At 74.0% G+C, this 24,886-nt stretch carries 22 protein-coding genes; 13 read left to right on the forward strand and 9 right to left on the reverse strand.

Translation table 11 applies throughout. From position 1 onward, the window contains the following. Positions 1–83: 83 nt before the first annotated feature. Positions 84–1,040, forward strand: coding sequence for an aminoglycoside phosphotransferase family protein (locus tag ACIPXM_RS01200; protein WP_401650440.1), 957 nt, complete (start codon positions 84–86; stop codon positions 1,038–1,040). Here the strand turns inward: ACIPXM_RS01200 and ACIPXM_RS01205 are convergent. Continuing rightward, positions 1,037–3,127: a HelD family protein gene (locus ACIPXM_RS01205; protein WP_401650442.1), complete on the reverse strand. Its 2,091-nt coding sequence runs from the start codon at positions 3,125–3,127 to the stop codon at positions 1,037–1,039. The two genes, ACIPXM_RS01200 and ACIPXM_RS01205, sit on opposite strands and share 4 nt — an antisense overlap. Positions 3,128–3,429: 302 nt before the next feature. Here ACIPXM_RS01205 and ACIPXM_RS01210 point away from each other — a divergent pair, with 302 nt between their 5' ends. Together ACIPXM_RS01210 and ACIPXM_RS01215 are read left to right on the forward strand one after the other, a co-directional pair. Further along, positions 3,430–3,669 (forward strand): hypothetical protein, encoded by a 240-nt coding sequence (locus ACIPXM_RS01210; protein ID WP_401650445.1) that lies wholly within the window; start codon positions 3,430–3,432, stop codon positions 3,667–3,669. A gap of 106 nt (positions 3,670–3,775) precedes the next feature. After that, a complete protein-coding gene (locus ACIPXM_RS01215; RefSeq protein WP_401650448.1) occupies positions 3,776–5,155 on the forward strand; it encodes a hypothetical protein in 1,380 nt (459 codons plus the stop codon). Between the two features lie 83 nt (positions 5,156–5,238). Here the strand turns inward: ACIPXM_RS01215 and ACIPXM_RS01220 are convergent, their stop codons facing one another. Both ACIPXM_RS01220 and ACIPXM_RS01225 read right to left on the reverse strand, forming a co-directional pair. After that, positions 5,239–6,882: a DNA repair helicase XPB gene (locus ACIPXM_RS01220; RefSeq protein WP_401650451.1), complete on the reverse strand. Its 1,644-nt coding sequence runs from the start codon at positions 6,880–6,882 to the stop codon at positions 5,239–5,241. Positions 6,883–7,021: 139 nt separating this feature from the next. Beyond that, complete coding sequence (locus ACIPXM_RS01225; RefSeq protein ID WP_401650453.1) at positions 7,022–7,762, reverse strand: GntR family transcriptional regulator; 741 nt, start codon at positions 7,760–7,762, stop codon at positions 7,022–7,024. A 303-nt stretch (positions 7,763–8,065) separates the two neighbouring features. On the opposite strand from ACIPXM_RS01225, the gene ACIPXM_RS01230 reads away from it, so the two are divergent. The 7 genes from ACIPXM_RS01230 (at position 8,066) to ACIPXM_RS01260 (ending at position 15,793) form a co-directional block, all read left to right on the forward strand. Then, positions 8,066–9,226 (forward strand): ABC transporter substrate-binding protein, encoded by a 1,161-nt coding sequence (locus ACIPXM_RS01230; RefSeq protein ID WP_401650456.1) that lies wholly within the window; start codon positions 8,066–8,068, stop codon positions 9,224–9,226. After that, entirely contained in the window at positions 9,223–10,152 is a 930-nt protein-coding gene (locus ACIPXM_RS01235) for an ABC transporter permease (protein WP_401650459.1), read from the forward strand. The genes ACIPXM_RS01230 and ACIPXM_RS01235 overlap by 4 nt, the downstream gene beginning before the upstream one ends. Continuing rightward, the gene (locus tag ACIPXM_RS01240) at positions 10,140–11,003 is read left to right on the forward strand and encodes an ABC transporter permease (protein ID WP_401650462.1); all 864 of its coding nucleotides are present in this window, start codon (positions 10,140–10,142) and stop codon (positions 11,001–11,003) included. Before ACIPXM_RS01235 ends, ACIPXM_RS01240 begins: the two co-directional genes overlap by 13 nt. A 2-nt stretch (positions 11,004–11,005) precedes the next feature. Then, the gene (locus tag ACIPXM_RS01245) at positions 11,006–12,127 is read left to right on the forward strand and encodes an ABC transporter ATP-binding protein (RefSeq protein WP_401650465.1); all 1,122 of its coding nucleotides are present in this window, start codon (positions 11,006–11,008) and stop codon (positions 12,125–12,127) included. Between the two features lie 88 nt (positions 12,128–12,215). After that, positions 12,216–13,742 (forward strand): HAD-IA family hydrolase, encoded by a 1,527-nt coding sequence (locus ACIPXM_RS01250; RefSeq protein ID WP_401650468.1) that lies wholly within the window; start codon positions 12,216–12,218, stop codon positions 13,740–13,742. A 244-nt stretch (positions 13,743–13,986) separates the two neighbouring features. Beyond that, positions 13,987–15,210, forward strand: a complete 1,224-nt coding sequence (locus ACIPXM_RS01255) for a helix-turn-helix domain-containing protein (protein WP_401650471.1) — start codon at positions 13,987–13,989, stop codon at positions 15,208–15,210. Between the two features lie 121 nt (positions 15,211–15,331). Further along, positions 15,332–15,793, forward strand: a complete 462-nt coding sequence (locus tag ACIPXM_RS01260; protein WP_401650474.1) for a hypothetical protein — start codon at positions 15,332–15,334, stop codon at positions 15,791–15,793. A gap of 149 nt (positions 15,794–15,942) precedes the next feature. Here ACIPXM_RS01260 and ACIPXM_RS01265 read toward each other — a convergent pair whose 3' ends face one another. Continuing rightward, positions 15,943–18,507 (reverse strand): helicase-associated domain-containing protein, encoded by a 2,565-nt coding sequence (locus ACIPXM_RS01265; protein ID WP_401650477.1) that lies wholly within the window; start codon positions 18,505–18,507, stop codon positions 15,943–15,945. Between the two features lie 41 nt (positions 18,508–18,548). On the opposite strand from ACIPXM_RS01265, the gene ACIPXM_RS01270 reads away from it, so the two are divergent. Further along, positions 18,549–19,361, forward strand: coding sequence for a hypothetical protein (locus ACIPXM_RS01270; RefSeq protein ID WP_401650480.1), 813 nt, complete (start codon positions 18,549–18,551; stop codon positions 19,359–19,361). Positions 19,362–19,374: 13 nt separating this feature from the next. On the opposite strand, the gene ACIPXM_RS01275 is transcribed toward ACIPXM_RS01270, so the two are convergent. From ACIPXM_RS01275 to ACIPXM_RS01290, 4 genes are all read right to left on the reverse strand, one after another. Then, positions 19,375–19,896 carry a GNAT family N-acetyltransferase gene (locus ACIPXM_RS01275; protein ID WP_401650483.1) on the reverse strand — a complete coding sequence of 174 codons (522 nt, stop codon included), beginning with the start codon at positions 19,894–19,896 and terminating at the stop codon, positions 19,375–19,377. Between the two features lie 141 nt (positions 19,897–20,037). Then, positions 20,038–20,895: an ABC transporter ATP-binding protein gene (locus tag ACIPXM_RS01280; RefSeq protein ID WP_401652422.1), complete on the reverse strand. Its 858-nt coding sequence runs from the start codon at positions 20,893–20,895 to the stop codon at positions 20,038–20,040. 20 nt (positions 20,896–20,915) lie between these two features. Beyond that, on the reverse strand, positions 20,916–21,992 hold the full coding sequence (locus ACIPXM_RS01285; protein WP_401650486.1) for a FecCD family ABC transporter permease: 1,077 nt from the start codon (positions 21,990–21,992) through the stop codon (positions 20,916–20,918). Then, positions 21,989–23,014, reverse strand: coding sequence for a FecCD family ABC transporter permease (locus ACIPXM_RS01290; RefSeq protein ID WP_401650489.1), 1,026 nt, complete (start codon positions 23,012–23,014; stop codon positions 21,989–21,991). The genes ACIPXM_RS01285 and ACIPXM_RS01290 overlap by 4 nt, the downstream gene beginning before the upstream one ends. A 227-nt stretch (positions 23,015–23,241) precedes the next feature. Here ACIPXM_RS01290 and ACIPXM_RS01295 point away from each other — a divergent pair, with 227 nt between their 5' ends. Next, a complete protein-coding gene (locus tag ACIPXM_RS01295; protein ID WP_401650492.1) occupies positions 23,242–23,928 on the forward strand; it encodes an HAD family hydrolase in 687 nt (228 codons plus the stop codon). A gap of 64 nt (positions 23,929–23,992) precedes the next feature. Here ACIPXM_RS01295 and ACIPXM_RS01300 read toward each other — a convergent pair whose 3' ends face one another. Next, on the reverse strand, positions 23,993–24,286 hold the full coding sequence (locus tag ACIPXM_RS01300) for a hypothetical protein (protein ID WP_401650495.1): 294 nt from the start codon (positions 24,284–24,286) through the stop codon (positions 23,993–23,995). A gap of 132 nt (positions 24,287–24,418) precedes the next feature. Between ACIPXM_RS01300 and ACIPXM_RS01305 the strand changes: the two genes are divergently transcribed. After that, a complete protein-coding gene (locus ACIPXM_RS01305) occupies positions 24,419–24,802 on the forward strand; it encodes a cold-shock protein (protein WP_401650498.1) in 384 nt (127 codons plus the stop codon). Positions 24,803–24,886: the final 84 nt, after the last annotated feature.

Consider the following 24,886-nt stretch of genomic DNA (forward strand, 5'->3'; position numbering starts at 1 on the left):
GCGGCGCGTCCCACCCGAGGGCGGCGCACACCGGCAGAAACACACTTGCCGGAGTGCGCCGCCCCTTTCGTATGCTCCCGGGCATGGACACCACCCAGGACGCGACCCCGGACATCGACGTCGCTCTGGTACGGCGGCTGGTCGCCGCCCAGTTCCCGCACTGGGCCCACCTGCCCGTCGTACGGTTCGCGTCGGCCGGCACCGACAACGCCATGTTCCGGCTCGGCGACGCCCTCGCCGTACGGCTGCCGAAGGCCCCCTGGGCCACCGGGCAGATCGAGAAGGAACTGCGCTGGCTGCCGCGGATCGCGCCCGGGCTGCCGCTCGACGTGCCCGTGCCGGTCGGCGCCGGTGCGCCGGGCGAGGGGTTCGGTCAGGTGTGGGCGGTGTACGAGTGGCTGGCCGGGCGCGACGCGTTCGAGGCGCCGGTCGCCGAGGGAGCGGCGCTGGCCGAGGCGGCCACGGCGCTCGGGCGGTTCGGGGTGGCGCTGCGCGCCGCCGACGCGAGCGGCGGGCCGACGTCGTTCCGGGGCGGCCCGGTCACCGACTGGGAGGAGGGCGAGCTGCCCGGCTCCGTCGCGACCCTCACCGCCGCCGGGCTCATCACCGCCGAGGAGGCCGAACTGGCCCTCGCCGCCTGGGAGTCGGTGCTGCGGCTGCCCGCGTACGAGGGTTCCCCGGTGTGGGTGCACGGCGATCTGCTGCCCGGCAATCTGCTCACCCGGGACGGGCGGCTCGGCGCCGTCATCGACTTCGGCGGGCTCGGCACGGGCGATCCGGCCGTCGACATGATGGCCGCGTGGACGCTGTTCACCCCCGAGACCCGCCCGCTGTTCCGCGCGGCCGCCCAGGTGGACGACGGGACCTGGGCGCGCGGGCGCGGCTGGGCGCTGTGCTGGGGCCTGGTCACCGAGGCGTACTACGGCCTCCCGGACGGCACGGCCGGTACCCCGGGGGCCCGTAACCCCGTGCTCGCCGCGGTCGCCCGCCGCTCCTGGCGGCAGGCGCTCGCCGAGTACCCGGAGACCTCGCCCCGCTAGTCCGTCGGCCGGCCCAACTGCTCGGGCAGCTCCGCCGCGTGAATGATCGTCAGTCCGGACACGGCACGGGTCAGGGCCACGTAGAGGCGTCGGAGTCCGGTCCGCTCGTCCGGCTCGCCGTCGACGACGGCGGCCGGTTCGTCGAGGACCACGTAGTCGTACTCCAGGCCCTTCGCGAGCGAGGCGGGGACCAGGGTCAGCCGGGACTCGGCGGTGGTCTCCTCGCCGGGGGACAGGTACGGCAGGCCCGCCGCCGTCAGGGCCTCGGCGAGCGGGGCGATCCGGGCGTCGGCGGCGATCAGGCCGATGGAGCCCTCGTGCGCGAGCGACTCCACGCAGGCCGCGACCACGTCGGCGTCCCGCTCCTCGGTCCCGGCGGCCTGGCGGATCACCAGCGAACCGGGGTTCTCCCGGACGGAGGCGACCGGGGTGAGCCCCGGCGACATGTGGGGGAGCAGTCGGGAGGCGTACGCGATGACCTCGCGCGGCACACGGAAACCGGCGGTCAGCTCCTCGACGTGGGCGTCCGGCTTGCCGAGGTGGGTGAGGGCGAGCTGCCAGGTCTCGGTGGCCCACGGGGTGGTGCCCTGGGCGAGGTCGCCGAGGACGGTGGCGGAGCCGGTGGTGCAGCGGCGGCCGACGGCCCGGTACTGCATGGGGGAGAGGTCCTGGGCCTCGTCGAGGACGACGTGGCCCAGCGAGTGGGTGCGCTCGATCAGGTCGGTGGCCTCGTCGATGAGGACGGCGTCGGCGGCGGACCACTTGGCGGTCTTCACGCTGCGCGCGGGCTTCGCCCAGAGCAGCAGCTTCTGTTCGTCCTCGTCGAGGAGTCCTTCGGCGTGCGCGGCGAGGAAGTCGGCGTCGGAGAGGAGGCGCAGGACGAGCTTGGCCGGGTCGACGGCGGGCCAGCAGGCGTTGACGACGGCCTTGACGGCGGTGTTGCGGGCGACGGTGTTCTGCACCCGGTCGTCGGGGGCCTCGCCCGCCTGTTCCATGCGGACCAGGACGGCGTGCGCGATGCGCTGCGGCAGGGCCTCGCGGGCCGCCCCGTACCGGATGTCACGGTCCGTCAGTTCCTGCACGATCTCTTCGAGTTCGTACGCGGGGACGCGCCAGCGCCGGGAGCCGCGGACCACCATCAGGGGTTCGGTCGGCAGCGCGATGTGGGAGCGGACGGCGCGGCGCAGCAGCTCGGCCATCCGGGCGTCGCCCTTGACGACGGCGGTCGGCGCGGAGTCGGTGCCGCGCACCTTGACGTGGGCGACGAGGTCGTCGACGGTGGCCTGGCGGACCTCCAGCTCGCCGAGGGCGGGGAGCACCTGCTCGATGTACTGGAGGAAGGACCGGTTGGGTCCGATGACGAGGGTGCCGGTGCGGGCGAGGCGCTCGCGGTGGGCGTACAGCAGGTAGGCGACACGGTGCAGGCCGACGGCGGTCTTTCCGGTGCCGGGGCCGCCCTGCACGCAGACGGTGCCGGACAGGTCGGAGCGGACGATCTCGTCCTGCTCGGGCTGGATGGTGGCGACGATGTCGCGCATCGGGCCGACGCGGGGGCGTTCGATCTCGGCCTGGAGCAGCCGGCTGGTCCGTTCGAGTTCGGCGGGGTCGGAGAGGTGCTCGTCCTCGTAGGCGGTGAGGTCGCCGCCGGTGTAGCCGAAGCGGCGGCGCAGGCCGACGTCCTGCGGGTCCTTCTTGGAGGCCCGGTAGAAGGGCTGGGAGACGGGGGCGCGCCAGTCGATGACCATGGGGTCGCCGTGGGCGTCGTGGACGTGGCGGCGGCCGATGTAGAAGCGCTGGCCCTCCTGCGTGGTGTGCAGGTAGTCGAGGCGGCCGAAGAAGAGGGGGGTGTCGGCGAGGTCGGCGAGGGCCTTGATGCGGTCCTCGATCTGCCGGGTGAGGACGATCGAGTTGACCCAGTTGGCGGTGACGTCCGTGATGTCGAGCGACTCGACGTCCTCGCGCATGGCGCGCAGGGCGGCGCGGGAGCTGCCGAGGTGGGCGCGTTCGCGGGCGAGCGGGTCGTCGTGGGTGCCCTCGGGAGCGCCTTCAGGGGTGCCTTCGGAGGGGGCGGCGGACGGTGCGGACACGGGGGGGCCTCCGGGTATGCGGACACGTCAAGGTGGCCGCCGGTTTCCGACCGGGCGGCGGCGCTCCACGAGCGGGAGGCGGGGAAGCTGGCGAGTGTAACCCCGGGTGCGGGGTCGGTGCCAATGGATTTATCGGGGGATGTGCCGGGGGGTGTACCGGGGGGTGTACCGGGGGTACGGCGTTGCCGGGGCCGGGGTGGGCCCCGGGTCCGACCCGTAGGGGACGGGGTCCGACCCGAGGGGGACCCAGGTTCGACCCTGAGGCCGATGTGTTCCGAATGTCCGTTTCGGATGATGGAGGCATGACCGCGACGACCTTCACCCCAGCGCCCACCGCCCGCTCCGGCCGCAGAACCGGCCCCGGAATCACCCACCGCCTGGCCTTCGGCCTGCGCGCGATACGCGTCTTCGGCGCCGCCCTCGTGGGCGTCGTGCTGCTCGGCACGGCCGCCGAGGCGTACGGCGAGGACGCGGGCGTCCGCAGCGCGCGCCCCGACCACGTGGACCAGGACATGAACTCGAACGATCAAGCTGCCGCTTAAGGGCAACCTTCCCTCCGTCTCGGGGGTCTCCTCAGCGCACCGCCTTTGCACCGCCTCGGTGCGGACTTCGCACCGCCTGTGCATGCCACAGACGAACGAGGAGATCATGAACAAGCCTTCCACCGGCCGTCGCCGTACCGCGCGGCTCGGTGCCTGTGCCGCCGCTGCCGGGCTCGTCACGGTCGGACTGACCGCGGGCCCCGCCTTCGCCGACAGTGACCAGCTGTGGATCAGCTCGTCGCCGTACGAACTCGTCCTCCCCCGGACCGCCGCCGGTGTCGACCTCCCGGCGACCACCCTCACGCTCGGCCTCTCGCACGACAACTCCGACTTCCGGGTGACCGACGGCCGTATCACCGTCGACGTCTCCGGTCTCGCGGGCATCGCCGTGGTCGACTGGCCCGCCGCCTGCGCGCCCGCGCCCTCCGGCACCTCCGCCGAGTGCGCCGTCGACGAGGTGACCGGCACCGGGAACGCCTCCGCCACGCCGCTGAAGCTGGCGGTCCGCGCCGCCGCGGGCGCCGCCGACGGGGCCTCGGGCCGTATCTCCTACACCGCGAAGGCCACCACCACCGGCGAGGGCGGTCAGCTCGTCGCCGAGAACTGGGGCACCGTACGGGTCGCCTCCGGGCCCGACCTGGTCCTTGACCGGACCGCCCCGGTCACCGGTGTGGCGCCGGGCGCGACCGTGCCCGTGCCGGTGAGCGTCACCAACCGCGGCGACCAGGCCGCCCAGGGCGTGCGCGCCACCTTCTACGTGACCCGGGGCCTGACCCTGAACCTGGGCGGGCTCGCGCCGAAGTGCGTGAGCACCCCGATCGGCGAGGGCGGCCCGGGCTCCGGCGCCATCAAGCCGCTGACCAAGGTCGAGTGCGTCGTCGACACCGTCGTGCAGCCGGGCGGAACGTTCCCGCTGCCCGCCGCCCTGACCGCCAAGGCCGCCCGCTTCGCGCTGGCCGAGCGGATCGACATCGGCGTGGAGGCGGCCACCGGGCCCGCCGACATCCAGCCGGAGAACAACGGCGACGTCCTGGCGGTCGGGGTCACCAACACCGCCGACTTCGCCGTGACCGGCGCCCGGCTGACGGCCGCCGCCGGGGAGACGGTGACCGCGCCGGTCACCTTCCGCAACCGGGGCCCGGCCTGGGTCGCGAACCTGACCTCGGGCGACCCGGTCGCCAAGGTCGACGTGACCGTGCCGCGCGGCGCGACCGTCACCACCGTCCCGGACGGCTGCGAGCCGCGCACGGCGGACGGCGGCTGGTGGGAGAGCGAGACCCGTACGGGCGCGCCCCGCTACGAGTGCGGCCTTCCGCTGTGGGTGGCGGAGCGGCAGACGGTGACGTTCCCGTTCGGGCTGCGGGTCGACACGGTCGTGAAGGCGGCGAAGGGCGAGGTCGTGCTGAAGCCGTCGTACGGCACGCAGCGGCCGGTGTTCGACCCGAACGCGGGCAACGAGCGGGCGCGGCTGGTGCTGAACCCGTAGGGGTCCGCGCCGGTACGCAGAAGGGGCCCCGTCCGTGTCGCACGTGTCGCACGGGCGGGGCCCCTTCGCGTACCCGCTGGGCGTCAGTCCTCGGCGAGCAGCTCGCTCGCGTCGAGGATCCGGTACGCGTAGCCCTGCTCGGCCAGGAAGCGCTGCCGGTGGGCGGCGAAGTCCTGGTCGATGGTGTCGCGGGCGACGACCGAGTAGAAGTGCGCCTGGTGGCCGTCGGCCTTCGGGCGGAGCACCCGGCCGAGCCGCTGGGCCTCCTCCTGGCGGGAGCCGAAGGTGCCGGAGACCTGGATGGCGACGGTGGCCTCGGGCAGGTCGATGGAGAAGTTGGCGACCTTGGAGACGACGAGGACGCTGATCTCGCCGTTGCGGAAGGCGTCGAAGAGCTTCTCGCGCTGCGCGTTGGAGGTCTCGCCCTTGATCACGGGGGCGTTCAGGTGCTCGCCGAGCTCGTCGAGCTGGTCGATGTACTGGCCGATGACGAGGATCTGCTGCCCGGCGAACTTCCGTACCAGGGCCTCGGTGACCTTCCGCTTGGTGGCGGTGGTCGCGCAGAAGCGGTACTTCTCCTCGGCCTCGGCGGTGGCGTAGGCGAGCCGCTCGGAGTCGGTGAGGTCGACGCGGACCTCGACGCAGTCGGCGGGCGCGATGTAGCCCTGGGCCTCGATCTCCTTCCAGGGGGCGTCGAAGCGCTTGGGGCCGATGAGCGAGAAGACGTCGGACTCGCGGCCGTCCTCGCGGACCAGGGTGGCGGTGAGGCCGAGGCGGCGGCGGGCCTGGAGGTCGGCGGTGAACTTGAAGACGGGCGCGGGCAGCAGGTGCACCTCGTCGTAGACGATCAGGCCCCAGTCGCGGGAGTCGAAGAGCTCCAGGTGCGGGTAGACGCCCTTACGCCGGGTGGTGAGGACCTGGTAGGTGGCGATGGTGACCGGGCGGATCTCCTTGCGGGTGCCGCTGTACTCGCCGATCTCGTCCTCGGTCAGCGAGGTGCGCTTGACCAGCTCGTTCTTCCACTGGCGGGCGGAGACGGTGTTGGTGACGAGGATCAGCGTGGTGGCCTTGGCGCGGGCCATCGCCCCGGCGCCGACCAGCGTCTTCCCGGCGCCGCAGGGCAGCACGACGACGCCGGAGCCGCCGTGCCAGAAGCCCTCGACGGCCTGCTGCTGGTAGGGCCGCAGCTGCCAGCCGTCCTCGGCCAGGTCGATCCGGTGGGCCTCGCCGTCGACGTATCCGGCGAGGTCCTCGGCGGGCCAGCCGAGCTTCAGCAGGGTCTGCTTGATCTGGCCCCGCTCGGAGGGGTGCACGGCGACGGTGTCGGGGTCGAGCCGCTCCCCGACGAGCGGCTGCACCTTCTTGGACCGCAGCACCTCCTCCAGGACCGGCCGGTCGGTGGTGGTGAGCACGAGCCCGTGGGTGGGGTGCTTGGACAGGGTGAGCCGCCCGTAGCGGGCCATGGTCTCGGCGACGTCCACGAGCAGCGCGTGCGGCACGGGGTAGCGCGAGAACTCCACGAGCGCGTCGACGACCTGCTCGGCGTCGTGCCCGGCGGCCCGCGCGTTCCACAGCCCGAGCGGGGTCACCCGGTACGTGTGGATGTGCTCGGGCGCCCGCTCCAGCTCGGCGAACGCGGCGATGGCCCGCCGGCAGGCGTCGGCCTGCTCGTGGTCGACCTCCAGCAGGAGCGTCTTGTCGCTCTGGACGATGAGTGGACCGTTCACGTTGCGTGCATCCCCTTCCGCGCACGGCCCGCGGCTTCTCCGAGCTTCGGGCCAAACAACCAGTCTGCCTGACGCGGGGGAAAACGGCGCCGCCCCCGCCCGGGCCACCAGGCCCGCCCCCGCCCAGCAGCGCCCCGCCTCAGCCCGCCGTCGTCCGCATCAGCGGGTTGTGTCCGATCGCGTTGTGGACCGTGAAGCTGACCGCGTCCGGGCGGTAGCGGTCGTCGGACCATTCGACCGGGCGGCCGTCGTGGGTGGTGGTGACGCGGCGGACGCGGAGCAGGGGGCTGGTGCGGCGCAGGGCCAGGAGGGCGGCGTCCTGGGCGCCCGCCGAGATCGCGTCGATGACGTGCTCGCCGTGGGCGAAGACCAGACCGGTGTCGGCGTACAGGCGCTGGGTGACCGAGGCGCACTCGGGGTCGATGGCGGCGACGGCGGGGGAGATCCAGTCGGCGTAGACGGAGCGCTCGACGAGCACCGGGTCGCCGTCCAGGCCGCGCAGCCGGAGCACGTTCAGGACGGGGGTGCCCTGGGCGAGCTGGAGGCGGGTGGCGTCCTCTGCGGTGGCCGGGCGGTACTCCTGGACGATCACCCGGCCGGTGGCGGTGCGGCCCATCGCCTGCGCCCACTGGGCGAAGCTGCGCAGCTCGGCGAAGCTCTGGCTGCGGCGCGGGGCGAGGACCACCCGGCGGGCGCCCTGGCGGGAGCCGATCAGGCCCTCGGCGGTGAGTGCGGCGACGGCCTGCCGGACGGTGCCGCGGGAGACGCCGTACTGCGTGGCGAGCTCGGTCTCGGCGGGCAGCCGGGCGCCCACCGGGTACTCCTCGCGGTGGATCGCGAGGCGCAGGGCCGCGGCGATCTGTTCGTGGCGCGCGGTCATCGTTCTCCCTTGCCCCTTCGGGTCGTTGGGCCGCCGTACGACGGGCGCGCCCGGCCCGGCGGAGCGGCGGGGACACGGGCGGCGGCGTGCACGGCGGTGGGTTCGCGGTGGGGACAGCTGTGCGCTGTCGTGTGCGGCAGGGTCAGAGTAGACCAGCGTTCAACTCGCGGGAAACAACCGCGATTGTGCAAGGAATGGGCGTGAACCGTTCCCGTCTCGTTCACCTTCAGGTCATCGTCGCCCGGCGTACTGGGGCCAACTTGTCCATACAAGTTGTCGCCCCCCGACTTTCCTGGAGCAGCCGTGCCCGTCCCCGCGACCCTCCCGAGAAACGCCTTCGTCGGCGGTTCCCTCGCCGTCGTCGCCGCGCTCGCCCTCACCGCCTGCGGCGCCGCCCCCGAGGCCACCACCACCCCCGACGGCAAGAACGCCGCCACCGCCACCTCCGCCGCCGACTTCGGCGGCATGGACGCCCTGATCAAGGCGGCCAAGAAGGAGGGCTCGCTGCACGCCATCGCGATCCCCCGCGACTGGGCCAACTACGGCGCCGTCATCGACGGTTTCCAGGCGAAGTACGGCATCAAGGTGGAGGTCGAGAACCCCGACGCCTCCAGCCAGGACGAGATCAACGCCGTCACCTCCCGCAAGGGCCAGGACCGCGCCCCCGACGTCCTCGACCTCGGCATCTCCTTCGCGCTCAGCGCCGCCCAGCAGGGCCTCACCGCCCCGTACCAGGTCGCCGCCTGGAACGACATCCCGGCGGGCCAGAAGGACCCGAAGGGCCGCTGGTTCAACGACTACGGCGGCTACGTCTCCATCGGCTGCGACGCCAAGCGCGTCAAGGTCTGCCCGACCACCTTCAAGGACCTCCTGAAGCCCGAGTACAAGGGCCAGGTCGCGCTCAACGGCAACCCGACCAAGTCGGGTTCGGCGTTCGGCGGTGTGTACGCGGCGGCGCTCGCCAACGGCGGCTCCTTCGACGACATCCAGCCCGGCCTCGACTTCTTCGCCCAGCTGAAGAAGAACGGCAACTACACGCCCGTCGAGTCCACCCCGGCCACCGTCGAGAAGGGCGAGACGCCCATCTCCATCGACTGGGACTACCTGAACGCCGGTTACGCCGCCGAGTTCAAGTCCAAGGGCCTCGACTGGAAGGTCGCCGTCCCCGCCGACGGCAGCTACGCCCAGTTCTACTCGCAGGCCGTCAACAAGGACGCCCCGCACCCGGCGGCCGCCCGCCTGTGGCAGGAGTACCTGTACAGCGCCGAGGGCCAGAACCTGTGGCTCAAGGGCTTCGCCCGCCCGGTCCTGATGCCCGCCCTGGAGAAGGCCGGCACCCTGGACAAGGAGGCCGCCGCCAAGCTGCCCGCCGTCACCGGCACCCCGGCCTTCCCGACCGAGGCCCAGCTCGCCAAGGCCAAGAAGACCCTCGCCGAGGGCTGGGGCAAGGCCGTCTCCGGATGACGAGCGACACCCTCACGGCGTCCGCCGCCGCCGCGCCCACCGGTACCGGCCCCGCCGGTGCCGCCGGGGCCCGGCAGCGGCGGCGCCGCCGCACCCCCGGCTGGCTCGCCACCGTGCCGCTGCTCGCGTTCACCGCGATCGCCTTCGGCGTCCCCGTGATCGCCATGCTCAGCGGCGCCCTCACCGTGGACGACCCGGTGACCGGCGCCGGCTCGTACGGCACCGCGAACCTGACCGCCTCCGTCCAGGGCGCCTACCTCACCGCCCTGCTCGGCAGCGTGAAGCTGTCCGCGACCGCCGCGGGACTCGCCGCCGTGCTCGGGCTGCCGCTCGCGCAGGCCGTGGTGTCCTCCCGGTCCCGGGCGCTGCGCGAGGCCGTGCTCACCGCCTCCGGCGTCCTCGCCAACTTCGGCGGCGTGCCGCTCGCGTTCGCGTTCGTCGCCACCCTCGGCAACTCCGGTGTGCTCACCCGCCACTTCGCGCTCGGCGACAAGGGCTGGAGCCTGTACAGCTTCTGGGGCCTGGTCCTGGTCTACCTGTACTTCCTCATCCCGCTGATGGTCCTCACCATCACGCCCGCGCTCGACGGACTGCGCACCCAGTGGCGCGAGGCCGCCCGCAACAACGGCGCCACCGGCCTCCAGTACTGGCGGCACGTGGCACTCCCGGTGCTGCTTCCCAGCCTCCTCGGCGGGCTCGTGCTGCTGTTCGGCAGCGCGTTCGCCGCGTACGCCACCGCCGCCGCGATGGTCGGCAGCGCCGTCCCGCTGGTCACCCTGCAGATCTCCGACGCGCTCTCCGGCAACGTCCTGGTCGGCCAGGAGAACGTGGCGCTCGCCCTCAGCCTCGACATGGTCGTCATCGCCGGGCTCGTCATGGCCGTCTACCTGCCCCTGCAACGCCGGAGTTCCCGATGGCTCGCCTGAACAAGCCCCGACCGTTCTGGCGTTGGGGCGTCCTCACCGTCGCCGGGCTCTACTTCCTGATCCCGCTCGCCGCCTCGGTGATCTTCACGGTCGACGTGCCGGGCCAGGGCATCACCTTCGACGCCTACACGCAGATCATCGGCACCGAGGGCTTCCTCACCAGCCTGCTGCTCTCGCTCGGCCTCGCCGCCGTCACCATCGTCGTCGTGCTGCTGCTCATGGTGCCCGCGATGGTCGCGCTGCGGCTCGGCGCGCCCCGGCTGCGGCCGCTCGTCGAGACGGTCTGCTCGCTGCCGCTCGTGGTGCCGCCGATCGCGTTCGTCGCCGCCCTCGTCACGGTCCTGAAGTGGGGGCCCGAGCACCTCGCCCGCACCCCCTTCTTCCAGACCTTCATGGCGCTGCAGAACCCGTCCTTCCCGGTGATCCTGGTCCTCGCGTACGTGGTGATGGCGCTGCCCTTCGTCTACCGCGCCCTCGACGCCGGACTGCGCGCCGTCGACGTCCGCACCCTCGTCGAGGCCGCCCGCAGCTGCGGCGCGGGACCGGTCCAGGCGCTGGTCAAGGGCGTGCTGCCGAACCTGCGCGGCGCGCTGATGAACGCCGCCTTCCTCACCCTGGCCCTGGTCCTCGGCGAGTACACGGTCGCCCAGCTGCTCGGCTTCCGGCCGTTCGCCGTCTGGATCGTGAACGTCTCCGGCTCCCAGGCCCAGCTGTCCGTGGCCGTCTCCGTGCTCAGCCTCCTCGTCACCTGGGTGCTGCTCCTGGCCCTCGCGGGCGCCGGCGGACGCACCCCCGGCGCCGCCCGCGCCGGCAAGGCCGCCCGCCGCCGCTCCCGTACCACCAAGGGATGATCATGACCGCCCCCACCGTTGCCACCGCCACCGCCGCCGCCCCCCACGGCGAGGCCGCGACCGTCGAATTCCGCGGACTGCGCCGCCAGTTCGGCGCCACCACCGCGCTCGACGGGCTCGACCTCACCGTCGCCCCCGGCGAACTGCTCGCGCTGCTCGGCCCGTCCGGCTGCGGCAAGACCACCGCCCTGCGGATGCTCGCCGGGTTCGAGCACCCCGACTCCGGCGCGGTCCTCGTCGACGGCCAGGACGTCACCTCGGTGCCCGCGCACCGGCGGGACGCGGGCATGGTCTTCCAGTCGTACAGCCTCTTCCCGCACCTCGACTGTGTCGACAACGTCGCCTTCGGACTGCGGATGCGGAAGGTCGGCAAGACCGAACGCAAGGCCCAGGCACAGGAGTTGCTGGACCTCGTCGGCCTCGCCGACAAGGGCGGCCGCTACCCCCACGAGCTGTCCGGCGGCCAGCAGCAGCGCGTCGCCCTGGCCCGCGCCCTCGCGCTGCGGCCCCGGGTGCTGCTCCTCGACGAGCCGCTGTCCGCGCTCGACGCCAAGGTGCGGCTCACGCTGCGTGAGGAGATCCGCCGCATCCAGCGCGAACTCGGCATCACCACCCTCTTCGTGACGCACGATCAGGAAGAGGCGCTGTCGATGGCCGACCGGGTCGCCGTGATGCGCGACGGCCGACTTGAGCAGTGCGCCCCGCCCGCCGAGCTGTACGGGCGTCCCGCCACCGCGTTCGTCGCCGAGTTCGTCGGCACCATGAGCCGGATCCCCGGGGACCTCGACGGCAGCACCGTCGAGGTCCTCGGCCGGACCCTGCCGGTGGACGGCGACGCGCCCGCGGGGCGTGCGGTCGACGTGCTGGTACGGCCCGAGGACGTCAAGGTCGCCGTCGACGACGACGGCATCGACGGCGCGGGCTTCGGCCGGATCGTCGGCACCGCGTTCCTCGGCGCCACCACCCGCCTCACCGTGCGCATCGAGAGCGGACTCGCGGGCGGCACCGAGGTCAAGGCGGACCTGCCCACCCATGAGGCCACCACCCTCACCGCGGGTCACGCGGTACGGGTCACCCTGCGCGAGCGCCCGGTCCTGGTGGCCCCGCGCACCGCCACCGCGTGACCGCGTGACCGCTGGTCCCCGCGCCCTCCTCCGTCACGTCGTGACGTCGTGACGTCGTGACCTCCTGACCGTACAGAGAGAGAACACCGTGCCCGTGCCCGTACTTCACGCCGTCCTGTTCGACATGGACGGCACGCTCGTCGACACCGAGGGCCTGTGGTGGGAGGCGGTGGAGCACGTCGCGGGGCGGGTCCTGACCGAGGCCGACCGGCCCGAGGTGCTCGGCCGCGCGGTCGAGGACACCGCCGCCTGGCTGGCCGGGACCGCCGGTGCCGCCGAGGCGGACCGGCTCGCGGCCGCCCTGCACCACGAGTTCGACACCCGGGTGCGCGGCGGTGTCGAGGTGCGCCCCGGCGCGCTCGACCTGCTCGCCGCGCTCGCCCGCGACGGCGTCCCCACGGCCCTCGTCACGGCCTCGCCGCGGCCGGTCGCCGACACCGTGCTCGCCGCCCTCGGCGCGCTCGGGGCGCCCGCGTTCGCCGTGTCGGTGACCGCCGACGACACCGAGCGCACCAAGCCGGAGCCCGACCCGTACCTGGCCGCGTGCCGCGCCCTCGGCGTCGAGCCCGCGTACTGCGTGGCCGTCGAGGACACTCCGACCGGTGTCGGCTCGGCGGAGGCCGCCGGGTGCGCGGTGCTCGCGGTGCCGTCGGTCGCGCCGATCCCGCCCGCGCCCGGCCGGACGGTCCTGGACAGCCTGGCCGAGGTGACCCCTGACCGGCTGCGCGCGATGACCCACCAGTCGATGACGGAACGTCAGGAGGGCGGACGGCTGCGGGTGATGAGCTGGAACCTGTGGCTCGGCGGCGCGTTCGTCGACGACCACCGGGCCAAGCAGCTCGCCGCGATCCGCGCCTCGGGCGCCGATGTCGTCGGCCTCCAGGAGACCGGCGGCACGGCGACGAAGGAGCTGGCCGACGCCCTCGGCTGGCACCACCACACGGCGGGCGAGAACCTCGGCATCCTCTCCCGGCACCCGATCGTCGCCCGGTTCGGCGACCCGGAGGTCGGCTTCTACGGCGCGGCGGGCGTCCGCATCCGCCTCGGGGGCCCGGAAACGCCGGGGGCGCGGGAGGTCGACGTGTGGACGGCGCACCTGCACTACACGCCGTACGGCCCGTACGAGGCGGATCTCGACGGCCTGGCGGCGGCCGAGCTGGTCGCCCACGAGGAGGTCAGGCGGGGGCAGTTGGCGGACGCCCTGGACCGGATCGCGGCGGCGAGCGCCACCGGAGGGGACGGGGTCCGGCCGGTGGTCCTGGTCGGTGACTTCAACGCGCCCTCGCACCTCGACCGTACCGACGTGCCCTGGCCGGTGTCGCTCGCGGCGGAGGCGGCCGGGCTGCGCGACTCGTACCGCGAGGCCCACCCCGACCCGGTCCGCGCGCCCGGCCACACCTGGTCGCCGGTCCACCCGGTGCACCCCGAGGAGGGCGCCCACGCGGGCCGCCCCGAGCCGCAGGACCGGATCGACTACGTCCTCCACGACGGCCGCGGCCTGCGCGTCCTCGACTCCCGCACGCTGGTCCTCGGCACCCCCACGCCCTGGCCGGACGTGGCGGCGAACACGTGGCCGTCCGACCACGCGGCGGTGGTGACCACCTTCGCCCTCTGACCGGCCCGCCCTCCGGCCCCCGCGCGCCCGCCGCCGCCCACCTGACCGGGGCACGGCGGGCCCCCACCGCGCGGCGCGTCCGGAGGGCGGGTCGCAACTCGCCACCCGGAGCCATCGCCTTGTTCGGCCGCTGAACCCCTGATGCCCCCTCTCGCGCTGCGTGCGCGGGAGGTGGGATTCGTCGTCTCCCCGACGCATTCGGGGAGTACGTTCTGAGTGTCGAGGTCAGAACGAGGAGCCCAGTATGTCTGAGCAGCCCCGCCCCGCACCCACGCCTGAGACATTCGCCCAGCGTGTCCGCCGAGCCCGTGATCGGGCCGGCCTCACCCGACCCGTAGCCGGCGGCTTGGTCGGCCGGTCCGCCGAGTGGGTCAAGGGCATCGAGAACGGCACGATCGGCATGCCACGCCTGCCCATGCTGATTCGCCTGGCCACCATGTACGAGTGCGACATCGCCGACCTCACCGGAGACGAGCGCATCTCAGCCACCACCTACACCAAGGCCATGCACACCGACCTGCCCGTCATCAAAAGGGCCCTGACCGCCTACCGACTCAGCCCGGACGATCGCGAGCCGGAGCCGGCCGCCGTCCTCGCGGCTCGCGTACGGCAGGCATGGCAGTTGTGGCACGGCACGGGCGACCACCGGTCCCGGATCGCCTCGCTGCTGCCGGATCTCCTCGCCGACGCACAGCACTCGGTCCGTGCCCTCGACGGCGCGGACCGACGCCACGCACTCGTCGCCCAGGCCCAGGCGTACCACCTGACACAGCTGTTCCTCTCCTTCCAGCCCGCTCCCGACCTCGTCATGCTGACGGGCGACCGGTCGATGACCGCCGCCCAGGACGCCGACAGCCCCCGGGCGATCGCCGGTGCCGCCTGGTACATGAACCACGTCCATCGCGACGCGAACGAGGCGGCGGAGGTCCGCGTCGAACTGGCCGATCAGGCATCAGCGTTGCTCCGCCAGGACAGTGAGGACGACCTCGCGCGCTGGGGACTCCTGCAACTCGCCGTCGCCCTGAGCTACGCCAAGACGGGCCGTGCCGGGGACGCGTGGCGGTACTGGGACCGTGCGAACGACGCCGCCCGCCGCCTCGGCCCCAACTACGCCCACCCCTGGCTGATCTTCGGGCAGGGCATCGTCGACGGCTACGCCATCACCATGCACAACGACCTCATGCAGCCGGGTAAAGCCCTCGACGTCGCCCTGGCGCTCGACCTCGACCAGATCCCGTCCGCGACCCGCCGCTCGTACCACCTCGTCGAGACCGCCCGCGCCCACGGGATGCAGGATGAGGGAGTGGCCGCGGTCGCCCTGCTGCAAAAGGCGTGGCGCGAGTCGCCGGAGACCCTCCGGTACAACATGTACACCCGCATGGTCCTGCCGGAGTTGGCGACGGCCGGGCCTCGTATGGTCCGGGCCGACGCGCGTGCCCTGGCGCAGGAACTCGGTGTAGCCGTGTGATCACGTAGGGGGTGGAAACCTTACCCCCCGACGCAGGGGTAGGAACCGTACCCGCTGCCCAGCGCCCCCGCCCCTACCGTCGTGGACACCGCAGATCACCACGACGGCAGGGAGCCGGAGCATGGACGAGCAGCCGCAGCACGGCAGGGCCGACGAAACCGTCGGCGTAGACCTCGGCGCGCTGCTCGCCGCCCTGGTCGAGCCCGTCGAGGAGCACGCCGAGCAGCAGGTCGAGCGGCACCTCGCCTCCGCCACGAAGTTGGAGAAGCATCACCCCGGCGACGTCGCCGTCGCCCACCTCGTCGACACCCTGATCACGGACTGCCAGTCCCTCGCCGACGGCATCAGCCTCATCCCCGAGGAACAGCGACCCCGCCGAGGCACCGCCGCGGCCAAAGTCTGGACCGACCTCGCCGAGCGAGGACCGGACTCCGGGCCGCTCGGCACCTGGTCGTACGCCCGCCATCTCGCGCAGGCGGCCCGGGACATGCTGACCGCGATCCGCGAGCACCGCACCGCCGAGCACCCGGCCTCGTTCGTGGGCCGCGCGGCGATGCCGCCGGTCCGGGCGGACCTGCGGTGACCGAGCAGGTCCGCCAGACGCTGTGCGTTCTGATCGCCGCCGGTCTGCTCGCGGCGCTCGCCATCCGCATCACCCAGTGACTTCCCGCCCTGGACGCTGAGCAGCGCACCGCGCGGGGCGGCCGGAGGGTGGGTCGTACGACTCGCGAACTAACTTTCCTCGTCGGCGAGTTCCGCCACGCCGGTGATCCGGTGCAGCGGGTACGTGCGGACCTCGTCGGCCGTGTGGTCGTAGCCGGTCACGAAGCCGCCCTCCACCCGCACCGGCGCGATCACCCGCTGGCTGGCCGCGCCCTCGGCGTTGACGTAGCCGATCCAGAGCGCCGAGCCGGTCATCGCGGCGGCCTGGACGGTGGCCAGGGTGTCGGCCGGTGAGGTCCGGGGGAGTTCACCGGCCGTCAGGGGGGCCGCCGCGGCCGGTTCCTTGCGGACCACCGTGGCGGCCCGGTCGCCCGCCCGCACCGCCCGTACCGCCGCCTTCAGCAGGGTGGCGTCCGGGGTCGGCGGCCCGTCGGGGACCGGCGCGGGCGCGGTGCGCGGCGGGGTGCGGTGGGCGTCGGCGCGGGTGATCAGGACATCGCCCTCGGCGGACTCGGCGGCCGGCGCGTAGCCCATCGACCGCAGCCCGTCGAGGAGCGTCGCCGGGTCGGCCTGCGCGGCGAGCACGGTCGGCGCGAGGCGGCGCAGCCGCAGGGCGGCGGACCGCCGGTCGGCGAGGATCTCGCCGAGGACGGCGTCGTCGTCGCAGCGGACGTAGGCGGAGGCGGCGCCGACCCGCAGGTGCCCGTGCTTCCTGGCCACGTCGTCGATGAGGTAGGCGAGCGGCTGCGGCACCGGGGTGCGGGAGTGCGCGGTGAGGAAGTCGTGCAGGTCGGAGGCGCTGCGCCCGGCGTCGAGGGCGCGCCGTACGGAACCGGGCGTGAAGCGGTAGACGGTCGCGCCGCCCTTGGACTCGACGTCGGCGAGCACGGACAGCGTCTCGGCGAGCGGGCGGCGCAGCGGGCCGGGCGCGACGGCCGTCAGGTCGGCCTGGAGCAGCACGTGGTCGACGGCCTCGGGGAGCAGCGGGGCGAGCAGCGCCGCGGCGCGCGAGGCGGCGAGCGCCGGCTCGCAGTCGTGGTCGTGCTCCTGGCCGCCGCCGGGACCTTCGGGGGAGAGCGGGGCGGCCTCGGCGAGCGGCAGGTTGAGCAGCGCGCGGGCGGGCGAGGCGAGCGCGCCGCGGCCGGTGATGCCGAGCGTCTCGGCCTCGTCGAGGGTCCACACGGCGAGCTGTTCGCGCAGTTCGGCAAGGGGTCCGCCGCGCGGCGGCCGGTCCCAGCGCAGCCGGGCGAGCAGCGTCTCGCGGTCGGCGGCGGCGCCCGGCGGCAGGGTGGCCTGGAGCAGCAGCACCCGGCGGCGCACCTCGGGCGCCTGGGCCCGGTCGAGGCCGGGGCCGAGCGCGGACAGGACGCGGCCCTTGGCGTCCTGGGTGCCGATGACGCCGGAGGTACGGGTGGCGGTCAGCCAGGTGGCGGCGAGCAGCGCCCAGCGTTCGGCGGGCGGCAGGTCGAGCCAGTCGTCGTAGGCGGGGGTGGGCGCGAAGCGTTCGTCGGCCTCGCCGTCGGAGGCGAGAAGGCCGGCGCAGTGGACGAGTTCCAGCCAGAACGCGGCGGTGGCCTCGGGCACGTCGAGGGCGGCGGCGGTGCGCTTGAGGTCGCGGACGGCGAGCCCGCCCGCGCGCAGCACCTGCGGACCGCCCTGGTGCCAGGACTTGAGCAGTTCCTCGGCGGTGGCGAGCGCGAGGTGGGCCTGCCCGGCCGCCGCGCTGTCCACCACCTGTGGACGGTGGTCGCGGGCGACGGCCACGACGGGCGCGACGGGCTCGGGCACCCGGTGCGCCCGGCCGCCGCGCAAATGCAGCGCGGCCTCGCGGGGCAGCACGACGGTGCGGGTCGACACCGGGAGCAGCAGCCCCCGGTCGCGCAGCCAGCGCACCGGCGGCGCCGGGTCGGCGGTGACCTCGCCGTACGGGGGTCCCCAGACCAGCCGGTCGAGCACGGCGAGCGCCTCGGGCGGCGCGGTGTCGAGCAGCGCGGCCATTCTCGTACGGTCGGTGAACAGGCCCGCGAGGGCGGTGACGGCGGACACCGGGTCGTGCGTCGCGGGCAGTCCCGCGGTCGCGATGATGTCCTGGATCCGGCCGGGCGACATGCCCGAGGTGGCCTCGGCGACGGTCGGGCCGAGGCCGGTGGGCGAGGGGTGCTGCGGGGTCGGCGCGAGGAGTTCGCGGGCGGTGCGGACGAGCCGGATCCGCTCGTCGTCGCCCCAGATCAGGGCCTGCGCGCGCAGCACGCCGACGGCGCGGGGCAGCGCCTCGGTGATGGCGGCGACGGTGGCGTCGGTGGTGTCGCCGCCGCTCCCGCTGCCGGTGAGGAGCGAGAGCAGCACGTCGTACGGGGCGGGGTCGGGGGCCACCGCGAGCGCTTCGGCCGTCTGGAGGGCGAACCGGTCGAGCCGCTCCAGGGCGCGGACCACCGAGGCGCGGGTCCCGGCGCGGGTGGCGAGCTGCGTCAGGTCGTTCGGGACCGGCGACAGCAGATCCGGGCGGGCGCGCAACAGCGCGGCCAGCGCCTCGTCACCCCCGGCGCGCAGCGCCTCGGCGAGGGTGCGCGGCGCCGTGCCGACGCCAGTTCCTTCGGGCACGTCCGCCTCCCGGTCGAGCTCAGCGATCCCCATCCGGACCACGTTAGCCCCTGCGCAGGCGCTAACGTCGTGCCGTGGGGATCGAGAATGACCGGTTGGTCTTCGACTATCTGAGCCGGGTCGGCGATCTGGCGGAGCAGCGGCGGCTTCCGGCGGAGGAGCGGCGCGAGCTGGTGACGGGTCTGCGCGACGAGATCGAGCGCCGTCGTGAGGTGCGCGGGGAGCGTGTCGAGGGCATCCTCGACGACCTCGGCAGCCCGGCGGAGGTGGTGGACCGGGCGGCCCCGGCGGCTCCGACGGCTCCGGAGAAGCCCGCGGTGCCCGCGCAGCGGGCGCCCAAGGCGCCGAAGCCGCCGGAGTGGTGGCAGGCGGACGACACCAGGGACGGGTCCCGGGGTGAGGTGGCGGGGTTCGTGGGCGGGGTGGAGATCCCGGAGCTCCTGAAGCCGCCGCCGGTGGAGGACGACGAGGACGAGGACGCCGACGAGGACGGGGATCCGGAGGACGAGGCGGAACCGGACGGTCCGCGCAGCCGCCTCCGCCGCCGCCTCCCTCGGGGCCTCGGCTTCGGCAGCCCGCTCCTCGTCATCGCGGCCGTCCTGCTCCTGGTCGGCGCGGCCCTCGGCAACCTGATCCCCCTCGGCCTCGGCTGGCTCCTCGCCTACTTCTCCCCGGCCCGCCGCGCCGCCGTCCTCACCCTGCCGGGCCTGACGGCGGCGGGCGCCGCGATCTGGCTCTGGGGCCGCGTCGAGAACCGCTGGGGCAGCCCCGTCGCCCCGGGCGGCGAGGCCATGGGCGCCGCGGTGGCCGAGACCTGGCCGTGGGCCCTGAAGACGGCGGCGATCGCCTCGGCGCTGTTCCTGCTGTGGCGGGCGCGCCGCGTGTGACGCCTGCCGATGCCTACGAGGCGTCGGGGCTCCCGGGGACGAAGCGGAACCGGATCATGTTCTGCGGGAGGGGCTCCTCGGTCTCCCAGCGGACGAAGCCCGCCTTCTCCAGGACGCGCGCCGAGGCCGGGTTGCTCGGATGCACCTCCGCGCTGACCGTGTGCACCCCGGGCGCGGTGAGCCCGAACTCCGCGACGGCACGGGCCGCCTCGGTGGCGTAGCCGCGCCCCCGGTGGCCGGGCGCGATGCCGTAGCCGAGTTCGAGGACGCCCTCCTTCGGCGGCCACTTCAGGCCGATGGAGCCCACCACCTGCCCGGTCTCCCGCTCCACGACGAGCCGGTGGCCGTACGGGCCGCGCCAGTCGGGGCGCTCGGCGATGAGACCGGCGATCATCCGGTCGGGACCGCTGGGGAAGTCCTCCGCCCAGTCGGCGGCCCGGTCGCCGGCGACCGCGAGCGCGGTGTCGTCGGTGCTCCAGGGGCGCAGCACGAGGCGGTCCGTGGTGAGGGAGGCGGGCGGGGTGCTCAGCGGCACATGAACTCCAAGAACGGGAACGGGGGAAGACGACGGGGCCGTGGGCACGACCGCCCACGACCCCCGCACTCAATCCGCTCCGCACCCGCCCCGCAATCGGTTTACGGCCACGCGCGGCGCACCAGCCGTACCGCCGCGCTCCTACGGCTCCAGCGACGGCTCCGGCGACCGCTCGTCGCCCGACCACGGCGCCCCCGGCACCACCAGCGGCGACCCCGTCACCGGATCCGGCACCACCACCGCGTCAAGCCCGAACACGTCCCTGACCAGCTCGGCCGTCACCACCTTGCCCGGCGGGCCCTCGGCCACCACCCGGCCGTCCTTCATCGCGACCAGGTGGTCGGCGTACCGGGCCGCCTGGTTGAGGTCGTGCAGGACCACGACGACCGTCCGGCCCCGCACCCGGTTGAGCCGCCGGACCAGGTCGAGGACCTCCACCTGGTGGGAGATGTCCAGGTACGTGGTCGGCTCGTCGAGCAGCAGCAGATCGGTCTCCTGGGCGAGCGCCATCGCGATCCACACCCGCTGCCGCTGCCCGCCCGACAGCTCGTCCACCGACCGGTCGGCGAGCGCGCTCACGTCCGTACGCGCCATGGCGTCGGTGACCGCCCGCTCGTCCTCCTCCGACCACTGCTTCCACCACGCCTGGTGCGGCTGGCGCCCGCGCGCCACCAGGTCGGCGACCGTGATGGCCTCCGGCGCGACCGGCGTCTGCGGCAGCAGCCCGATCCGCTGCGCGATCCGCTTCGTCGGCAGCTTCGCCAGCTCCTCGCCGTCGAGCAGCACCGCCCCGCCGCGCGGCCGCAGCAGCCGCCCGAGCGCGCGCAGGGTGGTCGACTTGCCGCACGCGTTCGGCCCGACGATGACCGTCACCCGGCCGTCCGGGACCGCCAGGTCCAGCTCGTGGACGACGGTCCGCTCCTCGTACGCGAGGGTCAGCGCCCGGGTCCGCAGCCTGCTCGCCACCGCCGAGCCCGAGCCGGAGTCCGAACCCGTCATCGTCTCGCTCTTCTGCCCGCTCAACGTCCACCTCCGGCGCGTCCACCGCGCACGATCAACCAGATCAGATACGGCGCGCCCACCGCCGCTGTGAGCACTCCCACCGGCAACAGCGTGGGCGCCAGGAGCCGCTTGCCGAGCAGATCGGCCAGGACCACGACCAGCGCGCCCACCAGCGCCGAGCACAGCAGCGGGATCTGCGCGGTCCGCGTCGTCCGGCGGGCGATCTGCGGGGCGAGCAGGGCGACGAAGTCGACCGGCCCGGCGACGCCGGTCGCCACCGACGCGAGCACCACGCCCACCGCGACCAGCCCCAGCCGCACCCGGCCGAGCCGCACCCCGAGCGCCGTCGCCGTGTCGTCGTCGAGGGACACCGTGCGCTGCGCCCGCGCCGCCCACAGGATCGCGGGCAGCAGCACGAGCAGCGTGATCCGCAGCGGCAGGTTCTCGTCCATGCCGCGCCCGTTGAGCGAGCCGGTCATCCAGATCTGCGCCTGCTGGGCGACCAGGTAGTCGCCCTTGGTCATGAACAGATGGGTCAGCGAGCGCAGCGCGATCGCGACCCCGATGCCGATCAGCACGAACCGGGTCGCGTGCAGCCCGCCGCGCCACGCGAACACGTACACGAGCGCCGCCGCGAGCAGGCCGCCCGCGATCGACACGTACGGCACGAGGTCGTACGAGACGAGCCCGAAGGTCATCGCGGCGACCGTGACGGCCCCCGCGCCCTGGCTGATGCCGATGACGTCGGGGCTGGCCAGCGGGTTGCGGGCGACGGTCTGGATCAGCGTGCCCGCGATGCCGAAGGCGGCGCCCACCAGCAGTCCGGTGACCAGCTGCGGCAGCCGCAGCTCGGTGACGACGAACGACCGGCCGTCGCCGAGCACCGCGTCGAGCACGTCGCCGGGCGGCACGAACCGCTCGCCGACGCAGAGGTACGCGACCGAGGCCACCGCGAGCAGCACGGCGAGGCCGCCCGCGACCAGCGCCGCACGCCGGTGGACCAGGAAGGAGGCCGGTCCGAGCCGGACCAGACCGTAGCCGTACGGGCGCGGGGCGCGGGGCGGCCCGGACGGCTTCTCGATGAGCGTGGTCATGCCGGGACCGCCTTCCGGCGCACCAGGGTGACCAGGAACGGCACCCCGATCAGCGCGGTCATCACACCCGCCGGGACCTCGCCCGGCGGGAACAGGATCCGTCCGAGCACGTCCGCGACCAGCAGCATCACCGGCCCGATCAGCGCCGCCATCGGCAGCACCCAGCGGTGGTCGGAGCCGACCACGGCCCGCGCGATGTGCGGCACGGCGAGGCCGACGAACGCGATCGGTCCGGCCGCCGCGACCCCGGCGCCGGTCAGCACGGTGGCACCGGCCACGGCCACGATCCGGACCGTGGCGACCCGCTGGCCGAGGCCCTTGGCGACGTCCTCGCCGAGCGCGAGCGCGTCGAGCCCGCGCGCCACCGACACCACCAGGACCGCGCCGATCAGCAGGAACGGCCAGATCTGCCCGACGATCTGGGCGTCCCTGCCGTCCAGCGAGCCGATCTGCCAGAACCGGAACTCGTCCAGCGCCGACGCCTTCGTGGTCAGCACCCCGGTGGTCACCGAGAGCAGCAGCGCGTTGATCGCGGCGCCGCCGAGCGCCAGTTTCACCGGGGTCGCCCCGCCCCGGCCGCTGGACGCGATCGCGTACACGGCGACGGACGCGACGGCCGCGCCCGCGAACGCGAACCAGACGTAGCCGGTGAGGGTGTGCACCCCGGCGAAGGCGATGGCGAGCACCACGCCGACCGAGGCGCCCTGGCTGACGCCGAGGATGCCGGGGTCGGCGATCGGATTGCGGGTGACGCCCTGGAGCGCGGTCCCGGCGAGCGCGAGCGCCGCCCCGACCATCAGGCCGATCAGCGTGCGCGGCACCCGCAGCTGCCGCACCACCTCGCCGTCGTCGCCGCCGGTGCCGTGCAGCAGGGCGTCGAGGACGGTGCCGGGGGCGATGGCGCGGGCGCCGACCGCGAGGCTGAGCAGGACGGCGAGCAGCAGGGCGACGACGGCGAGCGTGGTCGCGACGGCGCGCCGCCGCCCGGAGCGGGGCGGACGTGGGGCGGTGGTGGCGGACATGGACACCCATCGGAATCGGGCGGGCGGACGACTTCGGTACATCGGTACATCGGTACGGCCGGGGGTACGGCTTCGGCTTCGGTACGGGCTCGGCGCGGCTCGGCCAGGTACCGCTTCCGTACCGCTTCCGTACAGCTTCGGTACGACTTCGGTAAGGCTTGGCTAAGCTGCCCGGCCGCTCAGTCTAGACAGCGGCCGAAAACGCCCGCACGGGCACAATGGCCCTCATGGCACACCAGGAACCTCAGGCACCTCAGGCACTTCAGGAATCCACGGGGGCCCGCACCGCTCCCACCGTCGGCTTCGACCTCGACATGACCCTGATCGACTCCCGCCCCGGCATCCGGGCCGTCTACGTGGCCCTGACCGCCGAGACCGGTGTCCCCATCGACGCCGACCTCGCGGTCTCCCGGCTCGGGCCGCCGCTGGAGCACGAGATAGCCGAGTGGTTCCCGGCGGAGCGGGTCGACGAGATGGTGGCGCGCTACCGCGCGCTCTACCCGGCGTACGCCATCGAGACGAGCCTTCCGCTGCCCGGCGCGAGGGATGCGATTCAAGCCGTTCGTGACGCGGGCGGCCGGACCCTCGTCGTGACCGCGAAGAACGAGCCGCACGCGCGGCGGCACCTCGACCACCTCGGCATCGAGCCGGACGAGGTGATCGGCGGACTGTGGGCCGAGGGCAAGGCGACCGCGCTGCGCGCGCACGGCGCCGGGGTCTACGTCGGCGACCACCTCGGCGACGTGCGCGGGGCGGAGGCGGCAGGTGCGCTGTCGGTGGCCGTCGCGACCGGCCCGTACACCCCGGAGGAACTGCGGGCGGGCGGCGCCGACGTGGTGCTCACCGACCTGACGGACTTCCGCGCCTGGTGGGCCGGGCACCTCGACGGTGGCGTGGCCGGAAACGGCGCCTGACCAGGGCGTACGGGCCCGGGGCCGGGTCCGTACGGGGCCGGGCCGAGGGTGGTGACGGGTCCGGCTAGGAGGCGCTCGGGCCGGTCGGCACGACCGTCGCGGCCTGCACGGCGCGCGCCCTGCGGCGCTGCGCGGCGATGGAGCGGAACACCCCGGCCCCGGCGATCAGGAACCCGACGCCCATCAGCATCGACACCAGATAGGCGACCGTCGGGAACGGGTCGGAGCCGAGGAACAGCGGCGCCACCGTGACCAGGGTCGCGACCGCGCCGACGATGAAGACGATCGCACCGGCGCGGACGAGGCCGTCACCCGGAGCGCTGTCGTCGGTCGCGGCCGTGGGGGTTTCACTACGCATTCGGCCAGGGTAGTTCCCAGGCCGGAGGAACGAACCGGCGACGTCTTGTCACCGGGCCCTGGCCCATTAGCCTTGGTGCCATTCATGCCGGGATCCCGGCGCACCCATCGAGTACGAGGACGAGGAACGGACGTGCCTACCGGCAAGGTCAAGTGGTTCAACAGCGAGAAGGGCTTCGGCTTTCTCTCCCGCGACGACGGCGGCGACGTCTTCGTGCACTCGTCAGTGCTCCCCGACGGCGTCGAGGCCCTGAAGCCGGGCCAGCGCGTGGAGTTCGGCGTCGTCGCCGGCCAGCGCGGCGACCAGGCACTCTCCGTCACGGTCCTCGACCCGACCCCGTCCGTCGCCGCGGCGCAGCGCCGTAAGCCCGACGAACTGGCGTCCATCGTGCAGGACCTGACCACGCTCCTGGAGAACATCACCCCGATGCTGGAGCGCGGCCGCTACCCCGACAAGGTCCACGGCAAGAAGATCGCGGGCCTGCTGCGCGCGGTCGCCGACCAGCTCGACGTCTGACCGCGAACGTCCGACCGCGAACGTCCGACCGCGGACGTCCGCACAGAGCCCTGCGGTCCCTCAGCGGTCCCTCAGGGGAACGCG

This window comes from Streptomyces sp. NPDC090025, assembly GCF_044748125.1.
Classification (GTDB): Bacteria; Actinomycetota; Actinomycetes; order Streptomycetales; family Streptomycetaceae; genus Streptomyces.

Coding starts and splice junctions, on each gene's coding strand:
- ACIPXM_RS01210 (WP_401650445.1), top strand. CDS start 3,430: ATGACCGCGACGACCTTCACCCCAGCGCCCACCGCCCGCTCCGGCCGC.
- ACIPXM_RS01300 (WP_401650495.1), bottom strand. CDS start 24,286: ATGCGTAGTGAAACCCCCACGGCCGCGACCGACGACAGCGCTCCGGGT.
- ACIPXM_RS01215 (WP_401650448.1), top strand. CDS start 3,776: ATGAACAAGCCTTCCACCGGCCGTCGCCGTACCGCGCGGCTCGGTGCC.
- ACIPXM_RS01265 (WP_401650477.1), bottom strand. CDS start 18,507: ATGGGGATCGCTGAGCTCGACCGGGAGGCGGACGTGCCCGAAGGAACT.
- ACIPXM_RS01235 (WP_401650459.1), top strand. CDS start 9,223: ATGACGAGCGACACCCTCACGGCGTCCGCCGCCGCCGCGCCCACCGGT.
- ACIPXM_RS01280 (WP_401652422.1), bottom strand. CDS start 20,895: ATGACGGGTTCGGACTCCGGCTCGGGCTCGGCGGTGGCGAGCAGGCTG.
- ACIPXM_RS01260 (WP_401650474.1), top strand. CDS start 15,332: ATGGACGAGCAGCCGCAGCACGGCAGGGCCGACGAAACCGTCGGCGTA.
- ACIPXM_RS01255 (WP_401650471.1), top strand. CDS start 13,987: ATGTCTGAGCAGCCCCGCCCCGCACCCACGCCTGAGACATTCGCCCAG.
- ACIPXM_RS01240 (WP_401650462.1), top strand. CDS start 10,140: ATGGCTCGCCTGAACAAGCCCCGACCGTTCTGGCGTTGGGGCGTCCTC.
- ACIPXM_RS01290 (WP_401650489.1), bottom strand. CDS start 23,014: ATGTCCGCCACCACCGCCCCACGTCCGCCCCGCTCCGGGCGGCGGCGC.
- ACIPXM_RS01245 (WP_401650465.1), top strand. CDS start 11,006: ATGACCGCCCCCACCGTTGCCACCGCCACCGCCGCCGCCCCCCACGGC.
- ACIPXM_RS01295 (WP_401650492.1), top strand. CDS start 23,242: ATGGCACACCAGGAACCTCAGGCACCTCAGGCACTTCAGGAATCCACG.
- ACIPXM_RS01225 (WP_401650453.1), bottom strand. CDS start 7,762: ATGACCGCGCGCCACGAACAGATCGCCGCGGCCCTGCGCCTCGCGATC.
- ACIPXM_RS01285 (WP_401650486.1), bottom strand. CDS start 21,992: ATGACCACGCTCATCGAGAAGCCGTCCGGGCCGCCCCGCGCCCCGCGC.
- ACIPXM_RS01200 (WP_401650440.1), top strand. CDS start 84: ATGGACACCACCCAGGACGCGACCCCGGACATCGACGTCGCTCTGGTA.